General features: G+C 45.6%; 2 tRNA genes. Both read left to right on the top strand.

Annotated features, from left to right (window positions below):
• Positions 1–51 precede the first annotated feature (51 nt).
• Positions 52–125 (top strand) — tRNA-Asn (locus tag ACEN36_RS13110).
• 86 nt (positions 126–211) lie between these two features.
• Positions 212–287 (top strand) — tRNA-Val (locus tag ACEN36_RS13105).
• The last annotated feature ends 51 nt before the right edge of the window (positions 288–338 follow it).

The following is a 338-nucleotide window of genomic DNA, read 5'->3' as shown; positions in this document are numbered from 1 at the left end:
AGTGAGGGGTTTCCCCTTGTGAGACTAGGACGTTGCCGCGCATATAGTTATTCCGCAATAGCTCAGTTGGTAGTAGCGCGTGACTGTTAATCACGATGTCGTAGGTTCGAGTCCTACTTGCGGAGTTTTGATTAAAATTATTTTTAATCTGAAAAACGGCACTACTCATTAATGAACTAGTGGTAGTTGTGTGGTTTTTCTTTTTCATTGCGGAGGTTTAGCTCAGTTGGGAGAGCATCTGCCTTACAAGCAGAGGGTCAGCGGTTCGAGCCCGTTAACCTCCACCATGAGTCATTAGCTCAGTTGGTAGAGCATCTGACTTTTAATCAGAGGGTCGC

The sequence above is a fragment of the Desemzia sp. FAM 23989 genome, assembly GCF_045528345.1.
Classification (GTDB): Bacteria; Bacillota; Bacilli; order Lactobacillales; family Carnobacteriaceae; genus Desemzia.
Note: the sequence above shows the minus strand (reverse complement) of the source record. Positions and strands in the feature narration are given on the sequence as shown.